Here is a 16,386-nt window from a genome sequence, read left to right as displayed (position 1 = left end):
ATAAATCAAAAGATGGTGATTTAATATGAATAATGAGGAGTTAGTAAAGCTATATCAAAATGGAGATAATAAAGCCTTAGAGGAGCTTATATTGGCTAATGAAGGCGTTATATATAAAATAGCTAATAAGTATAATGGAATAAATAGAGAGCTAGAACTAGAGGACTTATACCAAAATGGAGTGTTAGGACTCATTGCTGCAGCTAAAAAGTATAAGTTTGACATTGAAAAGAAAGCTAAATTTATTACTTATGCAGTTTACTATATAGATAGATATATACATAGGAGTGTTAATGGTGGTAGTAGTAAGGATATAGGTAATAACAAACTCTATAATAGTTGTACAAGTCTTAATATACCTATAGGCGAGGAGAATGATATGGAGCTTGGAGAACTTATAGAGGATATAGATTATGGATTTGAGAATATAGAGGAAAAACTATTTCTGATGAATTTAAGGAATGAATTAGAGGAAGTTATGCAATCTCATAACACTTTAGAGCAAAGAGAAGTATTGAAGTTTAAGTATGGTTGGAATACCTATCCAATGACTTTAAATGATATAGCAGATATATTTAATATTACAAAGGATAAGGCAAAGAGTATAGAGGATATGGCAATGAGAAGATTAAGGAATAGTATGTGGGCCAAAAAGAATAGGAGAGAGTTTGCAGAGCTTGGATATATAGATGGATTGTATTTAGGGATATAGAGTATTCGGAGTTTTCAGAGTCCCTAAAAAGGAATGTATTTAACTTTTTGAACACCCTAAAAGGTGATTGCGAGACCTTAAAAAGAAGGTATCTTACTTTATAGATAATGATATCAAATGATAGCGTTGAAAAATATATGCTAAGAAATGCTAAGGTTAAAACTTAGAAAAACTTAGCAATTCATCATATATAAAAGCTAACAAATGCTAACATTGAAAACTATATATATAATTTAAAAGTTAGGTTTTGTAAGGTTAGCGACTAAAAGTAGGTAACCTATTTTATGTTAAGAAATGTTAAGGTTAATACATGAAGAAGTTCACCAATATTATTGGGAAAGCTATATGATCCATTCTCCACAGGTGGGGAATATATATCCTCTTAATTTATGATTGAATTAATGAGCTTGTCAAAACTAGACAAAGTATAAATAAGGTGGTGTATATCATGGAATCATTAATTAATATAAGCAAAAAGTCGATATATATGAGAGAAAGGTTATATGATAAAGCATTAGAGTGTCTTAATAATGCTGATATAAGTGTCAGCTTTGAGGATTTAGGCTTTATTCAATGTAATGCTACTACTGGTAGAAAGATAACCAGACCTATATTTGCAAAGGTAAATCTATATACAGTATTCAAATTTTATGTCAATTTAGATATAGTATTTAGAGATGATAGTAAAAGGTATTATAGTTTAGAAGAGGCAGAGCAAAAGATAATTGATTATTACCAGGAGAATAATGTTGATTATAAAATTGAGTTGTTGCATTAAGACATCTATAGAAATATAGGTGTCTTTTTATTAATAGTTAAAAAGATATTTATGGATAGATACATTTATAATGTACCAGTTAAGCTGTTATCTGATAAATATAATGTGTCTATATCATCAGTATATAGAATTTTAGATAAAGCTAGAGAGGTGTTTGAAAAGGAAATATGATTTACAATTATTGATACTGTATAATAAAGGAAGAGTGATATTGTAAAATGTGGGAGGGATAATAGTGAGGAACAATAAAACATTTAATGAAATACATAATGAATTTAGGAACTATAAAGAAAATGATAATGAAGCAAGAAAGATTAAAGAAATATATGAAAGAGTTGAAATGGAGTATAGAGAAAATAAAGAGCTCAATATAATGCTAGAGAAGGCTATGGTAAAAAGGCACCTAGATGAGTATATGCCCTGGACATTAAATTATTACTTTCAGATTATGATAATAGTTTTTACAGTATTTATTACTGGGGTTTGGGGAATAAAAGATATATTTAAAGATAATATCTTACTGATGCTATTTGGTTTAGTATTAACTCTAGCATTTATATTTTTTTTCATGTTATTAGATAAGAAATCTATAAATAAAGAGAACAGCAAGCATATATATTATAGTATTTGTTTAGATATTTTAAATAAATTAGAACAAGAGTATGTGTAATATATAGGGCATGGGTGATTTGCCTATACCTTATTTTAATGCTGATGGAAAAACTACCTTGGATGTAAGTGAGATGTAGCTTATGCTTAAAGCTAAGAATATAAAAAATAAAAGTGAATCTAGAGAAATATAAGAAACTATTAGATAAAGAAACAGATTTTATTGATAGGTATGTTAATGATATATCAGTTGAACTATTAGTAGATAAATATAGAATATCTAGAAATGTAATATATAAAATGTTGAAAAGCGGTTTAGATGTATTTGAAAATTAAAAATAAGTTTAAAAAATTTTTTTATAATTGACATAAAAAAGAATTGGATAATATAAAGAATTGTGAAAATATCTCGATATCACTATTAATGTAAATTGAACATTTATTAAAGGAGTGAAGATTAGTGAATATTTTTACAGTAAAGGGAGAGGAAAAAAGTTCATATAAAATAAGCAGAGAAAAATATGAAGAAGTGACTAAAAAAGATAAAGTATATTTTAGAGATGATGGAAAGCACTATGCATTGTGTCCTGCGTGTTTGAATCCAATATATCTAGTTAATATTTATAATAATGAAGAACATGAAAAAGGAACGCGTAGACAAACACAGCACGGTAGACATATTCCTAAAAGCTTTGCTGGGTTAGCTGAATATAATAAACAAGCGTATGATAATTGTCCGTTAGGAAATCCAAAAGCGTTTGGGATTGAAGGTAAAAGAAGAAATAAACAGGAATGTAATGAAATAATTGAAATTATTAATAATAATAAAGATTTATTATTGAAATATATAAGAAATATTACTGGAATTTATTTTTCAAATAGTTTACTTAATAAGTTGTTAGATTATTTTAAAGATGTTAAAGGTGAATATTATGAATATATAAATATATATAATCTTCCATACTCATTTTTATATATGCAAAGAAAAATCAATATATTTGGTCAATGGCTAAAATATAATACAATTGGAGATGAAATAAAAAAGGCAATACAAAAGAAAAGTAAAAGTTACGAAATTAAAAATAATAAAATAACAAAGATACCTGGAACAAAATATGCTCAATTAAGCCTTGCGTTATTTGAACATAAGATTTATAAAGATGGGAAACAATCTATTGAAGTTAGAATATATGAAGAAATTGATAAAAATGAAAGTATTATATTTAAGAAAACAATACTTATTGATATGGGGAGTTTTATTTCAGAAGTAGAAAGAAAATAAAAAATCTAATATATTTAAAATGTATAATTAAACTTGGGCAGAATATATAGTTGTAGTAAAAGTTCTTTTATACAATATATTGAATATAAACCTATATTTGATAAAAAGTTATAAGACTTTATAGAGCTTTATAGGAAGTTATAGTATGTTAAAAAGGGGTAAATCTTACAAAAAAGGTCTTCCCAAAAGTAACGTACTAGTATAGAATAATAGTAAACAAGGGAATTGACATAAGAGAGGACAAGCTATAAAGTGCTTGTTTTTTGTATATATTCTTGTATATATGGAATACTTAAAGATAGGGCTGGTATGAGTGTGTGAAGAATTTAGAGAAAACTTTAAGGGATATCACGTAAATGATAAAGAAAGATGCTTGAAGTTTATTTCTGACAAAAGCTATATTATTATAAGTGATGATAGATGTTGGCTAGGAAAAGGAATGTATTTTTGGGATAATGAAAGTAATGCAATTTACTGGAAAAAGGAAAAGGATAGAAAGAATCCAGGAGTGGAGAATATAATTGTAAATTCCAACATATACATAAATGATGAAATTCTTTTAGACTTAACTGATGAAGATGTTGTTAATGATTTGAATGATTTATGGAAAGCTTATTGTGAGAAGAGTGGAGAAAAGATGAACCAACCTTTAGGACTTAAATTAGATAAATTATTTGATTTTTTTGATGAACTTAATGAACTTAAGGTAATAAAATGTATAGGAGACTATGATATAGATAGAAAAAATATTAATTATTTTATACAAAGAAAGAATTTTAATGGGCCTCAAGTAAGAGGTAGATTAAAAACAATATATTGTATAAAGGATGAAAGTGTGGCAGTAAATAGAAAAGTGAGGTGTATATTATGAGAGCTATGGAAATATTAAAAAAGTGTAAAAATAAAATAGATAATATGACAAAAAGTCAATTTATAATGGCAATGAAGATTAAGGAACTCGATAAAAAGACATATGATGCTAGTAAGTATATAGATGGATGCTTTAGGATTAAGTATCCAAATAACTTTAATACGAGTGTTTGGGAGAAATCAAATGCTGAATTTAAATGGGATTTCTCGTCTAATACAACCAAGGTTAATATTATTAGTAATAATACAGAGGTTAAATCTGCCACAGATTGGTCACCTTTAGCTGCATAATGGGAGTGATTATATAATGAAAAATAGTGTTTTACAATTTGCCAATCCTACACTAACAGAATTAAAGTATAAGGTGAATAAAAATTTTAACTCTGAAGGACCAATAAAATTAAAAATTCGTTTGGAAACAAGAGTTAATAAATGCAATGAGAATAATAGTGCAATTGTAGAAGTGAGATTAAAAGTTTTTAGTAAAAAGGAATTTGAAGAAGCACCATTCTACATCCATGTTTCCATGCAAGGGGAATTTAGATGGGAAAATGATATTGATAATAAAGTATTAGAAAAGCTATTAAAAAGTAATGCACCTTCAATAATATTGTCATATTTAAGACCTTATGTTTCAACATTAACAACAGGGTCTGGGTTTGATCCATTAATATTACCATTATTAGATTTAACTGAAAATGAAGTAATATATGACGAAAGTTTAAAATAATAACGAAAACCGACAAAAAACCGACAATTAGTAATTATTTTTAAGAATATGTAGTGATTTGTAGATTTATACCTATCCTTATAAAGCAAATTATATGGAGCTTTATGAGGATTCTTTAATAGATAAAATTATATTTTAATATATACAGGTACTCCTACTGGGGATACCAAGTACTCAAGAAAATCTTGAGTACTTTTTTTATAAATTAGATTTGTACATGATATTAATATTAGAATTTCTAGGCATAATAGTTAATATAAAAAATAGAAATATTATGATATAATAAATATTAAAATATATTTAGGAGAATTAGGAGAGTGATTATAGTTGGACTCTAGTTACACGTTTGAGATAATTCTATTAGTTATAATGATTATATTATCAGGATTTTTCTCGATGTCAGAGACAGCACTTATGTCTTTAAGTAAGATAAGAATTAGGCATATGGTAGATGAAAATGTAAAAGGCGCAAAGCTTGTGGAAAATTTAATTGAAGACCCAAACAAGCTTCTGGGAGCAATACTTATAGGAAACAATATAGTTAATATAGGAGCATCATCATTAGCTACTTCATTAGCTTTAAAGTTATTTGGAGGTAGTGATAAGGCTGTTACTGTAGTAACCTTAGTTATGACTATATTAATACTTATATTTGGTGAAATAACACCTAAATCAATTGCAAAACAAAAGTCAGAAAACGTATCATTATTTGTTAGTAAGCCTATTAAACTAGTGGTATCTGTTTTTAGACCGCTTGTTAGTGTATTTACTGGAATCTCATCTATATTTATTAGGCTTCTTGGAGGAAATCCTAAAGCGTCTGAGCCATTTATAACGCAGGAAGAATTAAAGACAATGGTTGGTGTAAGCGAAGAAGAAGGCGTTCTTGAAGATGTAGAAAAAGAAATGATATTTAATGTTTTTGATTTTGCAGATATGCAAGTTGAAGATATAATGGTTCAAAGAGTTGATATAACTGCTATAGATGTTGAATCAACATATAAAGAAGTTTTGGAAATAATAAAAATGGAACAATTTTCTAGAATTCCTGTTTATAAGGAAACTATTGATAATATTATAGGAATACTTAATGTTAAAGATTTGATAATAGCAGATATAAATGAAGAAGATTTTAAGGTTACAGATTATACAAGAGAGCCTTTCTATACATTTGAATTTAAGAAAATAACAGAAGTATTTAAGGAAATGAAAAAGAGTAAAAACCACATGTCTATAGTTTTAGATGAGTATGGTGGAACTGTTGGAATAATAACTATCGAAGATTTAATTGAAGAAATAGTTGGTGAAATAGAAGACGAGTATGACGATGAAGATGAAATGATTGAGGTAGTAAAAGAAGACGAATATATAGTAGACGGAAGTGCTAGACTTAATGATATAAGTGATCTTATAGGAGTAAGTATGGAGTCTGAGGAGTTAGATTCTGTAGGTGGATTAGTAATAGGAGAACTTGGAAGAATACCTGAAGAAAAAGAAGAGGTTCTTATTAATAACATCAGATTCGTTGTGGAAGAAGTAGATAAAAATAGGATTAAGAAAGTTAGAATATTTACTTAATGTATAGAGGAGGTTATTTAACTTCCTCTATAGTTATATAGGAGAAATAGTTTATGGACTTTATGAAGTATGCTTTAATAGAAGCTGAAAAGGCTATGGAGGCAGAAGAGATACCAGTTGGTGCTATAGTTGTGAAAGATGGCATTATTATAGGAAGAGGTTATAATCAAAAAGAAAAAAAGAGTAATCCTACTGAACATGCTGAGATTATAGCAATAAGAGAGGCTTGCAGTAACATTGGAGATTGGAGATTAAATGGATGTGAAATGTATGTTACATTAGAACCTTGTCCAATGTGTGCAGGAGCTATTTTGCAAAGTAGAATATCAAGGTTATATATAGGTACATTTAATAAAGATATGGGTGCTTGTGGTTCTGTAGTTAATTTAGTAGACAATAGAAGGTTAAATTCCTTTGTTAATGTTATATGGACTTATGATGAACGATGTAGTGATATATTAAAAAATTTTTTTCATTTAAAGAGGAATGGAATTTTACAGAAGAGGAGATTATAGTTTATGAACAACCCAATTGCATTTGAGTTATTTGGATTAGAAGTAAGGTGGTATGGATTATTAATAGGATTAGGAGTAATGGTTGCTTTAGCATTAGCTTATTTTAACTGTAAAAAGAAAAATTTAAGTTTTGATTTATTAACAGATGGATTTTTAATTGCATTTCCTTGTGCAATTATTGGAGCAAGATTATATTATGTAGCTTTTGAATTTGATAGGTATAGAAACAATCTTATAGATATATTTAATATAAGACAAGGTGGCTTGGCTATTCATGGTGGACTTATAGGAGCTTTTTTAGCTGCATATATTTTTGCAAAAGTGAAGAAGATAAATTTATTAGAGTATATGGATGTTGTAGCTCCATCTTTAATTTTAGCTCAAGCTATAGGAAGATGGGGAAATTTCATGAATTCAGAAGCTCATGGTGGCTCTGTATCTGCTGAATTTATAAGTCGTTTTCCTAAGTTTATACAAGATGGAATGTATATAAGAGGAAATTATTATCATCCAACTTTCTTATATGAATCAATATGGAATTTATTAGTTTGCGGAATTTTAATATTTATTTTGTATAAGAAAAAAGAAGGAACCGATGGAATTGTTATTTCTAGTTATATAGGATTGTATTCTTTAGGAAGATTCTTTATTGAAGGATTAAGAACAGATAGCTTAATGTTCTTTGGATTAAGAATAGCTCAGATAGTAAGTATATTAGGAATAGTTATAAGTATATTTTTATTAGTATATATTTATAGAAAGAAGAAGTAAAATTGAGGACTGTAGCAAATTGCATAGTATATTCAATTTGTGAATAATTCTTTTATAAAATTTTAAGGAAGAAATATTCTATTGAATTAGAATTATATCTATGATATTATAAGGAAGTATTAAAAACAATAGTATATCTTGGAGAGATGTCCGAGTGGTCGAAGGAGCACGCCTGGAACGCGTGTATAGGGGAAACTCTATCGTGGGTTCAAATCCCACTCTCTCCGCCAATGCCGTGCTAGATGGGGAGTTAGCGGTGCCTTGTAACCTGCAATCCGCTATAGCAGGATTGAATTCCCTAGGGAGGCTATAATGAGTATGGTCTGCCCTATGTAAGTGGTGTTGATAGTCGGGTCCCACGCAATGGAACCCATGAACCTCGTCAGGTCCGGAAGGAAGCAGCGATAAGTGGTCACTTTCGTGTGCCGTGGATTAATCTGGCTTGAGCTAACTGCATAGGTAACGCGTATGATTTATAATCGAACTAGGGTGCACGGTTTTATTATGTACACCTTTCTTAAAATAAAGGAAAGGCTTTTTTTATGATATACAAGAAATATTTAGGTTACTCTTCAATAGGATTAACAATATAGGACAATAGGATAAGAAAGAGAGGGAATTTAAGCTTTGTTTAAAATCCCTCTTTTTCTTATTGTCTATCTAAATTAATATATTCAAATTCTATTCCGTTTTTAGGATCTTTCTTTTCACCAGAAGAATAGGTGATTTTCCACTTACTAAAGTCTATATCAGGGAAATAAGTATCTCCTGAAAAACTTCTTTTAATTTTTGTAAGATATAACTTGCTACAATAAGGAAAAGTTGTATTGTATATTTCTCCTCCACCAATTACGAAGGCATTTTCACTATTATTTGCATATTCATTTATAACATCTTGAATATTATGTACTATTTCAACTTGATTAGAATCAACTTTATAATTTTCATCTCTAGTTATAACTATATGTTTTCTACCAGGAAGAACTCCAGGTAATGATTCAAAGGTTTTTCTACCCATTATTAGGGTATTATCCATGGTTATTTCTTTAAATCTTTTTAAGTCTTCAGATAAATGCCATAGTAGTTTGTTGTCTCCACCTATTAAGTTGTTTTCTGCTATAGCAACAATAATTGAAAGCATTAAACAGACACCTCCATTTTAATTGCAGGATGATATTCATAGTCTATTAATTTAATATCATCAATTGTAAATTCATAAAAGTCTTTTATTTCAGGGTTTAACCATAATTTAGGAGCAGAATATGCATCATTTGCTCTAGTAATTTGTACTTCTATACCCTCAATTTGGTTTTCGTATATATGAGCATTATTAATTACATGAGTAAATAAGCCAGGCTTTAATCCTGTAACTTGTGCTAGCATATGAGTTAGAACTGAAAATTGAGCACTGTTAAAAGGAACTCCTAAAGGCATATCACCGGATCTTTGAATTAACATACAGTTTAGGTGACCGTCAGTAACATCCCACATAGTTAAGAAACAGCAAGGAGCAAGGCTCATCTCAGGAAGGTCTTCCCAGTTCCAAAGATTCAACATCATTCTTCTATCTTGAGGATTGTTCTTTAATGCTTCTATTAGATTATCTATTTGGTGAAATTTTTTTACTTGGTATCCATAGGCTTTACCGATAGTACCATCTTCACCTTCCCATTCATTCCAAATCTTAACGTTCATTTGTCTTAAATCTTCAACTACATTAGATTGCTTTTGATAAATCCAAAGCATTTCTTTAACGGCTGTTTTAAAAGCAACAAACTTAGTTGTTAGGATAGGAAACTCTTTTTGAAGATTAAATTGCATTATTTGATGTGGCAACTTATACGTAGGCATTCCAGTTCTATTATTATCATAATACCCATTATCTAGAATGTCTTTTACTATAGATAAATATTTTTCATCGTAAAGACTCATAATTAACCTCCCTAAAAATAGTATCTAAACTATTTTAACATATTAAATAATTATTTACTAATATGTTCTGCAGTAGTGTATAATAAGAAATGTAGGATTTAACAAGAGTAGAGAGGTGAAGACCTTGGCATATACAGCCTTATATAGAGAATGGAGACCTAAAAATTTTGAAGATGTAGTAGGTCAAGAACACATAACAACTACATTAAAAAATCAAATACAAAATGATAGAATTGCTCATGCTTATCTTTTTTGTGGAACTAGAGGAACAGGAAAAACTTCTACTGCAAAAGTTATGGCAAAGGCTTTAAATTGTCTTAATCCTGTGAATGGAGAACCTTGCAATGAATGTGAAATGTGCAAGAAGATAAATGAGGGATTAGCGATAGATGTCACAGAATTAGATGCTGCTTCTAATAATGGAGTAGATAAGATTAGAGATATAATTGATGATGCGAAATATCCTCCACAAGAAGCTAGATTTAAAGTATATATAATGGACGAGGTTCATATGTTATCTATGGGAGCAGTAAATGCTTTCCTAAAAACACTAGAAGAACCACCAGCTAACGTAATATTTATTTTGGCAACTACTGACCCTCAAAAGTTACCTATAACTATACTTTCTAGATGTCAAAGATTTGACTTTAAGAGAATTAGTAAGTCAGATATTTCAGATAGATTAAGAAAAATAGTAGGTGCTCAGGGAGTTTTAGCAGATGAAAAAAGTTTGGAGCTTATTTCCAGAGTTTCTGATGGTGCTATGAGAGATGCATTAAGTATATTGGATCAAGCAATTGCAATGGGGGATGGTTCTGTTAATTACGATAGCGTAGTTGGAATGCTTGGATTAGTAACTAATGAATACTTGTTTAATATAACTTCAGCAATAATAGAAAGAAACATACAAAAAGCAATGAACATTATTGAAGAAGTAGTTTATGCAGGTAAGGATATAAATTTATTTATTAAGGATTTAACAGGACATTTTAGAAATTTATTAATGGCAAAAGTAACTAATAATCCTGAAGAAGTGTTAGATATGTCTATGGAAAATATAAATCTTATAAAAGAGCAAGGCTCTAGAATAAGAGTAGAAGAAATAATGAGAGATATTAGAATACTTCAAGAGGCAGAGGGTAATGCTAAGATTAGTAAACAAGCAAGACTATATTTAGAATTAGCTACAATAAAAATGTGTAAAATTGAATATGATACATCTAGTGAAGTAATTCTTGCTAGAATAAATAGATTAGAAGAAGTAATAAAGAGTGGAAAGATACAAGTGGCTCAAGCACAACAAGGTAGCAATCAGGATGATGAAGTATCTAATGTGCAAAAAAGAGTTGCAACACAAGATGTAATTAACAAAGAACAAGCAGTAACAGAAACTCCTGTTATTGAAGTGAATACTAATGCAACAACGTCTATTGGAGATATACAAAGAGCATGGCATGATATATTAGAAGCTTTAAAAGCTAGAAGAGCTATGGTTATATATGCCTCATTAATGACAGGAAGACCTGTAGCCTGTAATAATGGGATTGTTTTAATAAAATATGAAGAAGAGTATGCATTTAATAAAATAAGGTTAGAAAAACCTGATAACATAAAGGTTATTAATGAAGTAGTTTCAGAAGTAATGAGAGAGAGATTAAAGGTTAGATTTACTGTTGAAACTAAAGAAGAAGCAGAAAGAAACCCTGAAGAAGTTCTTTTACAGGCATTAGGAGAATCTGCATTAGAAATAATAGATGAATAAAAGATAGAATTGAATTAAAAAATACTATATAATATAAAATATATATTTTGTAAGGAGGAATTGATTATGGCAAGAGGTGGATTTCCAGGTGGCTTCGGCGGAGGAAATATTAATAACTTAATGAAGCAAGCTCAAGCAATGCAAAAGCAAATGGAAGAAATGCAAAAAGAAGTTGAAGCTGCTGAATTTGAAGCTTCAGTTGGTGGAGGAGCTATTTCAGTTCGTGTAAATGGAAAGAAAGAAGTTTTAGGAATTAACATAAAACCAGAAGTAGTAGATCCAGATGATGTGGAAATGTTAGAAGATTTAGTACTTAGTGCTGTAAATGAAGCTTTAAGAAAAGCTGATGAAGAAACAGCTAATAAGATGGGTAAATTAACAGGTGGTTTAAAGATGCCTGGTTTATTCTAGGAAATTATTTAAGGCATACAGGTATAAATTATTCCTGTATGCCTTTTTACTGAAAGGAATGAGAGAGATGGATTTTTATCCAGTAGCTATAGAAAAACTAATAGAAGAATTTGCAAAGTTACCCAGTATAGGACAAAAGACAGCTCAAAGACTAGCTCTACATGTATTAAATTTACCTGAAGATGAGGTTAAAGAATTTGCAGGAGCGTTAGTTAAGGCGAGAGGAACTATAAAATACTGTTCGGTTTGTGGGAACTTTACTGATAGTGACCCATGTGCAATATGTTCAAATCCTAATAGAGATAAGGGCGTAATTTGTGTAGTAGAGCAACCTAAAGATATTATGACCATGGAAAAGGTAAAGGAATTTAATGGGCTTTATCACGTTCTGCACGGAAATATTTCTCCTATGCAAGGAAGAGGTCCACAAGATATTAGAATAAGAGAATTAGTATCTAGAATGAGAGAAGACATAAAAGAAGTTATAGTTGCAACTAATCCCAATATTGAGGGAGAGGCAACAGCTATGTACATATCTAAGATCTTAAAACCTCTAGATGTTAAGGTAACAAGAATTGCAGCTGGAATTCCAGTAGGTGGAGATTTAGAGTATGCAGATGAAGTAACTCTATCTAAAGCCTTAGAAGGTAGAACTGAAATATAATGTGGAAATAAAAAGGAGGGCCACAATTTACATTGGGCCCCTTAATAGATAGATGGGAGTTTTAGAAGTTTTGTTTGATAATGAGTGAAAAGCTTCTTATAGAATTAATATATGGGATATAGTGAAATGTGTTCCAAATTTTTTTGAGTACTTGTATACTACCTCTAAAAAATGGAAATAATCTAGATAAATAAGTTTGGAGGGGTAGTTGTGAATAAAAAGAATATAATTCAATATATTACAGGTATTAAGGAAAATGAAAATGAAGGATTAGATATTGTAGATGCAATTGAAGATGCCAAGGCAGAACTTGAAGCAGCAAGAAGCACATTCGATAATGTACAGGACTCAAAATTAATTGAACTTGCTATCTATGCTGAAGAAGTTGCATTAAAAAGATATGAATATTTGCTTTCTTTGGCGAAAGAAAGAGATATTAGAGTAAGTAATGAATATATATTAGATAGGTGCATAAGAATGGCAGAGTAAAGTAAATGGGGGGATTTTAATGGAAGAATTAACACAGTTAGTAACTATGAATCCAATAATATTTGGTATAGTAGGGCTAGTTATATTATTTATTATTTTAAAGTTATTTAAGTGGCCTTTAAAGATGCTTCTTAATGGTGTATTTGGTGTTATTTTATTATACTTAGTTAATTTTATAGGTGGACAAGTTGGATATCCAAATCTTATTGGAGTCAACTGGATAACAGCTCTTGTAGCAGGATTTTTAGGAATACCAGGGGTAGCTGTTTTAGTAATATTTAAATTGTTTATGTAGTTTTGAGCTCACTTAATAGGTGAGCTTTTTTATTCTTTAGAAAATTATAGATTCAATTAAGTTGTGGGTAGCTTCAACAATTTAGTAATACATTAGTTCATTTCTTCATAAAGAATAAAAAAATAAAATATATGCCCTTGCAAGATTTTCCTCAGGCAAGCTTCGGAAACTCTAATGAGTAAGTTCTATTTACCAAATTTAAATTTGGAATATCACGTATGCAGATGGGCGAAAAAAATCGACGGCTCCACAGTCGCCTTGGCGATTTTTTATATAAATAATATAATTTAAGAATATGTTAAGAAAAAACTAAGGTTTTAGATTGTTTATTTTTAAGTATTGTTGTTTATCATTAGGATATAGAATTTTAGGAGGAGAACATATGAAAGTTTTAGAAGTAAAAGGGGTAAAGAAAAAACTTGGCAAAAGAGAAATTATTAAAGGTTTAGATTTATCTGTAAATGAAGGAGAAATTTTTGGTTTCTTAGGACCAAACGGTGCAGGTAAAACAACAACTATAAGAATGCTTGTTGGATTAATATCTCCAAATGAAGGGGAAATAGTAGTATGTGGTAAAAGTGTTTTATCAGAAAAAGAGCAAGCGCTTAAAAATGTTGGTGCAGTTGTAGAAAATCCGGAACTTTATAAATATCTTTCTGGTAGAGAAAATCTTATGCAAATAGCAAGGATAAGAAAAGTATCTAAAGAAGAAGTAGAAGAATTAATAGATTTAGTTGGTCTTAAAGATAGAATAGATGATAAAGTAAGAAAGTATTCTTTAGGAATGAAACAAAGACTTGGATTAGCTACTGCATTAATAGGAAATCCTAAGTTATTGATTTTAGATGAGCCTACAAACGGGTTAGACCCTTCAGGAATTATAGATTTTAGAGATGTTGTAAAGAAGGCAGCAAGAGAAAGAGGAATGGCTGTATTTATTTCTTCCCATATATTAAGTGAGGTTCAAAATCTTTGTGATAGAGTTGCATTTATAAATAATGGAGTTATTAAGTCTGTAGAAGATATTCATGATAATAGCATGGAAACTGAATTGGATAGTCTAACATTAGTTGTTTCAAGCAATAAGGAACAAGCTGTAAAAGTATTGAAAGACATTGGGTTCGTAAATTCATCAACAGTTATAGATGAGGAAATTCATATAATAGTTGAAACAGGAAAAACAACGGAATTATTAAAAGTATTATTAAAGAATAATGTGTTAGTTGAAGAAATTTATAAGAATAGAAAAGGACTTGAACAAAGATATATGGAGCTTGTTGAAGGAGGGATAAGATAATGATATTTACATTAATAAAAAATGAATTAATTAAGATATCTAAAAGATCTAAAACATGGATTGTATTTGCATTGTTTGCTATTTGTGTAGTTGGAATTGGAATTATAAGTAATATAGATGCAAAAAATATAGCTTACAATAATACTCCAGAGGGTAGAATAGAATCTTTAAATAGCTCTATCCAATATGCTGAAGATCATTTAAAAGAGTTAGAGACATACAAGGATAAGTGGGCAGAGGAAGCAATAGAGGAGCAAAAGCAATATATAATTAGCTTAAAGGAAGAGATTAAGCTTCAAGAGGAAAGAAAGAAGAATCCTGATGACCCTAATTTGTGGAGAAAAACATTAGAACAAGAAAAGAAAAATATTCAAGAAGTTTTAGATGATACAAGTTATCCAGATAGATATAAGACACATGAGAAACAAAGACTGGCAGAAATAAATTCATATTTAGATGCTGGGGTAAAACCAGTAGAAGAGTGGGAGTTCTATCCTACAAATGTTGGAATGCAATTTATGCAAGTTGTAGGTTTAATAATATTAGCAGCAGGTATTGCTGTGTTTATGAGTGATATTGTTTCAGGTGAATCTACACCAGCTACATTAAAGTTTTTATTAGTTCAACCAATTTCAAGAGCAAAGGTTATTTTGTCTAAGTTTATTGCAGTTATTATTACAGTTGTAGCTATGATAGCTGGATTAGAAGTTGCTGCCTATGGAGTGATAGGAGCATTTACTGGATTTGATGCTGCTAAAATGCCTAAATTAATAGGCATGAGATTCCAATGGGATTATAGTGAAGTAGAAAAGTATGGAGCACCTCAATTAACACAAGTTGATGGTAGTGGAATATTATCAACAAGAGGAGATGCATTATTCCAAGGGTTTGCATTACAAATATTATTTATAATTGCATGCTGTGCTCTTATATTTATGATATCTACATTAGTTAAGAGTAGTATGATTAGTATGGCTATTTCAGTATTAGTCTGTGTAGCTAGTACTATGATTTGTATGATGTCCCCTTCTGTAGCATCTAAGTTTGGACATTTAATATTCTTAAACTATGGAAATACAGTTAGTGTTATAGATGGTAGTATATCTCAGATGTTTAATAATCCTAACTTCAGCATAGGCTTTGGAGTTGCCTTAATGGTTGGAACTATTGTTGTTTGTTATACAATATCCACTATTATATTTAAAAAGAAAGATATTCTAGCATAGGTAAAAATAAAGCTTCGCAAATGCGAAGCTTTATTTTTATTAATACTCTATATAAATATTATCCTTACTACCCCTTATTACAATTATTACTTCTTTTACTTCTATTATTATGTTAATCTATATTATATTGAAAGGTTTAAGGAGATGATTTTATGCCAGCCGGTACTGGAGTTAATTGTGGAGAATGCCCCGAAAAGAAGAATGGGAATTGTAATGGCGATGATACAAGATGCCTTTGCTATAAATGTCCTAGAAAGTTATCTCAATGTATGTGCGTAAAGTATTGTAGAGAAACTGAATCAGTTTTATATTTTGATGAAAATGAAAACCACTGGTAAAGATACTAGTGGTTTTTAGTTTTGTAGGTAGTAAATATAAGTAATTCATAAATAAATCTTAAAAATAAAAATATTTAAAAAAAGTATACCCAATTTCATAATAATGGTATATAATATACATTACAAG

21 protein-coding genes, 1 tRNA gene and 1 other RNA gene are annotated in these 16,386 nt (G+C 29.5%); 21 read left to right on the top strand and 2 right to left on the bottom strand.

All coding sequences use genetic code 11. The features are described from left to right. Window positions 1–25 precede the first annotated feature (25 nt). The 13 genes from G594_RS19020 to ffs all read left to right on the top strand — a co-directional run bounded on the left by G594_RS19020 (window position 26) and on the right by ffs (window position 8,342). Window positions 26–712 (top strand): sigma-70 family RNA polymerase sigma factor, encoded by a 687-nt coding sequence (locus G594_RS19020; RefSeq protein ID WP_051196024.1) that lies wholly within the window; start codon window positions 26–28, stop codon window positions 710–712. Between the two features lie 448 nt (window positions 713–1,160). Then, on the top strand, window positions 1,161–1,490 hold the full coding sequence (locus G594_RS19015; protein WP_051196023.1) for a hypothetical protein: 330 nt from the start codon (window positions 1,161–1,163) through the stop codon (window positions 1,488–1,490). Window positions 1,491–1,725: 235 nt separating this feature from the next. Beyond that, entirely contained in the window at window positions 1,726–2,160 is a 435-nt protein-coding gene (locus G594_RS0113775) for a hypothetical protein (RefSeq protein ID WP_027099119.1), read from the top strand. 113 nt (window positions 2,161–2,273) lie between these two features. Further along, a complete protein-coding gene (locus tag G594_RS20165) occupies window positions 2,274–2,435 on the top strand; it encodes a hypothetical protein (RefSeq protein WP_155849313.1) in 162 nt (53 codons plus the stop codon). 124 nt (window positions 2,436–2,559) lie between these two features. Beyond that, on the top strand, window positions 2,560–3,381 hold the full coding sequence (locus tag G594_RS0113765) for a DUF3741 domain-containing protein (protein WP_027099118.1): 822 nt from the start codon (window positions 2,560–2,562) through the stop codon (window positions 3,379–3,381). 313 nt (window positions 3,382–3,694) lie between these two features. Beyond that, window positions 3,695–4,252, top strand: a complete 558-nt coding sequence (locus G594_RS19010) for a hypothetical protein (RefSeq protein ID WP_051196022.1) — start codon at window positions 3,695–3,697, stop codon at window positions 4,250–4,252. Further along, entirely contained in the window at window positions 4,249–4,542 is a 294-nt protein-coding gene (locus G594_RS0113755) for a hypothetical protein (protein WP_027099117.1), read from the top strand. The genes G594_RS19010 and G594_RS0113755 overlap by 4 nt, the downstream gene beginning before the upstream one ends. Window positions 4,543–4,558: 16 nt before the next feature. Next, window positions 4,559–4,981, top strand: coding sequence for a protein-export chaperone SecB (locus G594_RS19005; protein ID WP_051196021.1), 423 nt, complete (start codon window positions 4,559–4,561; stop codon window positions 4,979–4,981). Between the two features lie 327 nt (window positions 4,982–5,308). Beyond that, complete coding sequence (locus tag G594_RS0113745; protein ID WP_027099116.1) at window positions 5,309–6,559, top strand: HlyC/CorC family transporter; 1,251 nt, start codon at window positions 5,309–5,311, stop codon at window positions 6,557–6,559. A gap of 53 nt (window positions 6,560–6,612) precedes the next feature. Next, entirely contained in the window at window positions 6,613–7,074 is a 462-nt protein-coding gene (locus tag G594_RS0113740) for a nucleoside deaminase (protein ID WP_027099115.1), read from the top strand. A gap of 3 nt (window positions 7,075–7,077) precedes the next feature. Then, window positions 7,078–7,845, top strand: coding sequence for a prolipoprotein diacylglyceryl transferase (gene lgt / locus G594_RS0113735; protein ID WP_027099114.1), 768 nt, complete (start codon window positions 7,078–7,080; stop codon window positions 7,843–7,845). Window positions 7,846–7,985: 140 nt separating this feature from the next. After that, window positions 7,986–8,075 (top strand) — tRNA-Ser (locus G594_RS0113730). A 3-nt stretch (window positions 8,076–8,078) separates the two neighbouring features. Further along, window positions 8,079–8,342, top strand: an RNA gene (gene ffs, locus G594_RS19955) — signal recognition particle sRNA large type. Window positions 8,343–8,494: 152 nt separating this feature from the next. On the opposite strand, the gene G594_RS0113720 is transcribed toward ffs, so the two are convergent. Both G594_RS0113720 and G594_RS0113715 read right to left on the bottom strand, forming a co-directional pair. Next, window positions 8,495–8,986: a dihydrofolate reductase gene (locus tag G594_RS0113720; protein ID WP_027099113.1), complete on the bottom strand. Its 492-nt coding sequence runs from the start codon at window positions 8,984–8,986 to the stop codon at window positions 8,495–8,497. Further along, window positions 8,986–9,777: a thymidylate synthase gene (locus G594_RS0113715; protein WP_027099112.1), complete on the bottom strand. Its 792-nt coding sequence runs from the start codon at window positions 9,775–9,777 to the stop codon at window positions 8,986–8,988. The genes G594_RS0113720 and G594_RS0113715 overlap by 1 nt, the downstream gene beginning before the upstream one ends. Window positions 9,778–9,901: 124 nt before the next feature. On the opposite strand from G594_RS0113715, the gene dnaX reads away from it, so the two are divergent. The 8 genes from dnaX to G594_RS0113675 all read left to right on the top strand — a co-directional run bounded on the left by dnaX (window position 9,902) and on the right by G594_RS0113675 (window position 16,259). Then, window positions 9,902–11,539: a DNA polymerase III subunit gamma/tau gene (gene dnaX, locus G594_RS0113710; RefSeq protein WP_027099111.1), complete on the top strand. Its 1,638-nt coding sequence runs from the start codon at window positions 9,902–9,904 to the stop codon at window positions 11,537–11,539. A gap of 66 nt (window positions 11,540–11,605) precedes the next feature. Beyond that, on the top strand, window positions 11,606–11,950 hold the full coding sequence (locus tag G594_RS0113705) for a YbaB/EbfC family nucleoid-associated protein (RefSeq protein WP_027099110.1): 345 nt from the start codon (window positions 11,606–11,608) through the stop codon (window positions 11,948–11,950). 67 nt (window positions 11,951–12,017) lie between these two features. Continuing rightward, entirely contained in the window at window positions 12,018–12,614 is a 597-nt protein-coding gene (gene recR / locus G594_RS0113700; protein WP_027099109.1) for a recombination mediator RecR, read from the top strand. A gap of 210 nt (window positions 12,615–12,824) precedes the next feature. Next, window positions 12,825–13,103 carry a DUF2508 family protein gene (locus tag G594_RS0113695; protein ID WP_027099108.1) on the top strand — a complete coding sequence of 93 codons (279 nt, stop codon included), beginning with the start codon at window positions 12,825–12,827 and terminating at the stop codon, window positions 13,101–13,103. A 19-nt stretch (window positions 13,104–13,122) separates the two neighbouring features. Then, window positions 13,123–13,398: a pro-sigmaK processing inhibitor BofA family protein gene (locus G594_RS0113690; protein ID WP_341349978.1), complete on the top strand. Its 276-nt coding sequence runs from the start codon at window positions 13,123–13,125 to the stop codon at window positions 13,396–13,398. A gap of 382 nt (window positions 13,399–13,780) precedes the next feature. After that, complete coding sequence (locus tag G594_RS0113685) at window positions 13,781–14,695, top strand: ABC transporter ATP-binding protein (RefSeq protein WP_027099106.1); 915 nt, start codon at window positions 13,781–13,783, stop codon at window positions 14,693–14,695. Next, window positions 14,695–15,921: an ABC transporter permease gene (locus G594_RS0113680; RefSeq protein ID WP_027099105.1), complete on the top strand. Its 1,227-nt coding sequence runs from the start codon at window positions 14,695–14,697 to the stop codon at window positions 15,919–15,921. The genes G594_RS0113685 and G594_RS0113680 overlap by 1 nt, the downstream gene beginning before the upstream one ends. 152 nt (window positions 15,922–16,073) lie before the next feature. Beyond that, window positions 16,074–16,259 carry a hypothetical protein gene (locus G594_RS0113675; RefSeq protein ID WP_027099104.1) on the top strand — a complete coding sequence of 62 codons (186 nt, stop codon included), beginning with the start codon at window positions 16,074–16,076 and terminating at the stop codon, window positions 16,257–16,259. Window positions 16,260–16,386: the final 127 nt, after the last annotated feature.

Source organism: Clostridium paraputrificum AGR2156 (assembly GCF_000424025.1).
GTDB lineage: Bacteria > Bacillota > Clostridia > Clostridiales > Clostridiaceae > Clostridium > Clostridium paraputrificum.
This window is presented reverse-complemented; position numbering and strand designations above follow the sequence as displayed.